Origin of the sequence: Pseudomonas poae (assembly GCF_001439785.1) — a bacterium.
GTDB classification, from domain to species: Bacteria; Pseudomonadota; Gammaproteobacteria; order Pseudomonadales; family Pseudomonadaceae; genus Aquipseudomonas; species Aquipseudomonas poae.
In genome coordinates, this window is the sequence record NZ_JYLI01000046.1 from 1 (window position 1) to 3,263 (window position 3,263).

Sequence of the window (3,263 nt, forward strand, 5' to 3'; positions counted from 1 at the left end):
GGCTTCACCGTGATCAAGATCGCCGTGCCCGATGGCGAGAAAACCCTGTCGGCCATCGACAGCCTCGCCGCCAACGGCGCCAAGGGCTTTGTGATCTGCCCGCCGGATGTATCCCTCGGCCCGGCCATTGTCGCCAAGGCCAAGGCCAACGGCCTCAAGGTGATTGCCGTGGACGACCGTTTCGTCGACGCCAAGGGTGCGTTCATGGAGGACGTGCCGTACCTGGGCATGGCCGCGTTTGAAGTGGGCCAGAAGCAGGGCGCCGCGATGGCCGCCGAAGCGAAAAAACGTGGCTGGGACTGGAAGGACACCTATGCGGTGATCAACACCTTCAACGAACTCGACACCGGTAAAAAACGCACCGACGGGTCGATCAAATCCCTTGAAGAAGCCGGCATTCCCAAGGACCACATCCTCACCGCCGCGCTGAAAACCCTCGACGTTCCGGGCAGCATGGACGCCACCAACTCGGCGCTGGTCAAGCTGCCCAGTGGCGCGAAAAACCTGATCATCGGCGGCATGAACGACAACACCGTGCTCGGCGGCGTGCGCGCCACCGAAAGCGCCGGGTTTGCCGCCGCCAACGTGATCGGTATCGGCATCAACGGCACCGACGCCATCGGCGAATTGAAGAAGGCCAACAGCGGTTTCTTCGGCTCGATGCTGCCCAGCCCGCACATCGAGGGCTACAACACCGCGCTGATGATGTACGAGTGGGTGACCAAGGGCACCGAACCGCCCAAATACACGGCGATGGATGAAGTGACGCTGATCACCCGGGAAAACTTCAAGGAAGAGCTGACCAAAATCGGGCTGTGGAAATGAGTGCGGCCGCCCTGCGTTTTGAGGGTATCGGCAAAACCTTTCCCGGGGTCAAGGCGCTGGACGGCATCTGTTTCACCGCCCACCCGGGGCAGGTGCATGCGCTGATGGGCGAGAACGGCGCGGGCAAGTCGACGCTGCTGAAAATTCTCGGCGGCGCTTACATTCCCAGCAGTGGCTCGGTGCAGATCGGCGCGCAGACCATGGCGTTCAAATGCGCCGCTGACAGCATTGCCAGCGGCGTGGCGGTGATCCATCAGGAGCTGCACCTGGTGCCGGAAATGAGCGTGGCGGAGAACCTGTTCCTCGGCCACCTGCCGTCGCGTTTTGGCGTGGTCAACGGCGGCCTGCTGCGCAAGCAGGCGCTGGCCTGCCTCAAGGGCCTGGCCGACGAGATCGACCCGGACGAAAAGCTCGGCCGCCTGTCCCTGGGCCAGCGCCAATTGGTGGAAATCGCCAAGGCGCTGTCCCGTGGCGCCCATGTGATCGCCTTCGATGAACCCACCAGCAGCCTCTCGGCGCGGGAAATCGACCGGCTGATGGCGATCATCGCGCGCCTGCGCGATGAGGGCAAAGTGGTGCTCTACGTGTCGCACCGCATGGAAGAAGTGTTCCGCATCTGCGACGCGGTCACGGTGTTCAAGGACGGGCGCTACGTGCGCACGTTCGAGGACATGCGCGCGCTGACCCACGACCAGTTGGTGACCTGCATGGTCGGGCGCGATATCCAGGACATCTACGACTACCGCCCGCGCGAGCATGGCGAGGTGGCGCTCAAGGTCGACGGGCTGCTCGGGCCGGGCCTGCGCGAGCCGGTCAGCTTCGCGGTGCGCAAGGGCGAGATTCTGGGGCTGTTCGGGCTGGTGGGGGCAGGGCGCACCGAGCTGTTCCGGCTGCTCTGCGGGCTGGAGCGCAGCACGGCGGGGCAACTGGAGCTGTGCGGCGAAACCCTGCACCTGCGCTCCCCGCGCGATGCCATCGACGCCGGCGTGCTGCTGTGCCCGGAAGACCGCAAGAAGGAAGGCATCATCCCGCTGTCCAGCGTGGCGGAAAACATCAATATCAGCGCCCGTGGCGCCCACGCCTCGTTTGGCTGGCTGCTGCGCGACAGCTGGGAAAAGGGCAACGCCGGCCAGCAGATCCAGGCGATGAAGGTGAAGACGCCCAACGCCGAGCAGAAAATCATGTACCTGTCCGGCGGCAATCAGCAGAAGGCCATTCTGGGTCGCTGGCTGTCGATGCCGATGAAGGTGCTGTTGCTCGATGAGCCGACGCGGGGCATCGATATCGGCGCCAAGTCGGAGATCTACCAGATCATCCACAATCTGGCCGCCAGCGGCATTGCGGTGATCGTGGTGTCCAGCGACCTGATGGAAGTGATGGGGATTTCCGACCGCATCCTGGTGCTGTGCGAAGGCGCTCTGCGCGGCGAACAACGGCGTGAACACGCCACTGAATCCAACTTGCTGCAGCTGGCCTTGCCGCGCGGCCCGGCCCACTGAGAGACGACTATGACGACCCAAGACAACGCGCTGCCCAAAGCACGCAAACCCCTGGACCTGCGCGCGCTGCTGGATAACTGGGCGATGCTGCTGGCGGCGGTGAGCATCTTCGTGCTGTGCGCCTTGCTCATCGACAACTTCCTCTCGCCGCTGAACATGCGCGGCCTGGGCCTGGCGATTTCCACGGTGGGCATCGCCGCCTGCACCATGCTGTTCTGCCTGGCGTCGGGGCACTTCGACCTGTCGGTGGGCTCGGTGATCGCCTGCGCAGGCGTGGTGGCGGCGATTGTGATGCGCGACACCGACAGCGTGATGCTGGGCATCGGCGCCGCCCTGGGCATGGGCCTGCTGGTGGGGCTGATCAACGGCATCGTGATCGCCAAGCTGCGGGTCAATGCGTTGATCACCACGCTTGCGACCATGCAGATCGTGCGCGGCCTGGCCTACATCTTTGCCGACGGCAAGGCGGTGGGCGTGTCTCAGGATCAGTTCTTCATCTTCGGCAACGGCCAGTTGCTGGGCGTGCCGGTGCCGATCCTGATTACCATCGTGTGCTTCGTGTTCTTCGGCTGGCTGCTCAACTACACCACCTACGGGCGCAACACCATGGCCATCGGCGGCAACCCGGAAGCGGCGCTGCTGGCCGGGGTCAACGTGGACCGCACCAAGATCATCATCTTCGCCGTGCACGGCCTGATCGGCGCACTGGCCGGGGTGATCCTCGCCTCGCGCATGACCTCGGGCCAGCCGATGATCGGCCAGGGTTTCGAACTGACAGTGATTTCGGCGTGCGTGCTGGGCGGGGTATCGCTGAGCGGCGGCATCGGCATGATCCGCCATGTGATTGCCGGGGTGCTGATTTTGGCGATCATCGAAAACGCGATGAACCTGAAGAACATCGACACGTTTTACCAATACGTGATCCGCGGCTCGATCCTG

Annotated in this window: 3 protein-coding genes; all 3 read left to right on the forward strand. The window is 64.0% G+C overall.

Going from position 1 to position 3,263, the window contains the following annotated elements:
• Positions 1-825 (forward strand): substrate-binding domain-containing protein (locus TU75_RS26045; protein WP_060550539.1); only part of this gene is annotated, 825 nt, incomplete at its 5' end.
• Positions 822-2,324, forward strand: coding sequence for an L-arabinose ABC transporter ATP-binding protein AraG (gene araG, locus TU75_RS26050; RefSeq protein ID WP_060550540.1), 1,503 nt, complete (start codon positions 822-824; stop codon positions 2,322-2,324). The genes TU75_RS26045 and araG, both read left to right, overlap by 4 nt.
• 9 nt (positions 2,325-2,333) lie before the next feature.
• Positions 2,334-3,263: L-arabinose ABC transporter permease AraH (gene araH, locus TU75_RS26055; protein ID WP_060550541.1), on the forward strand; the 930-nt coding region annotated here is incomplete at its 3' end.

What these genes read in the sequence shown, in the direction of transcription:
- araG (WP_060550540.1), top strand. Translation starts at nt 822, where the DNA reads ATGAGTGCGGCCGCCCTGCGTTTTGAGGGTATCGGCAAAACCTTTCCC.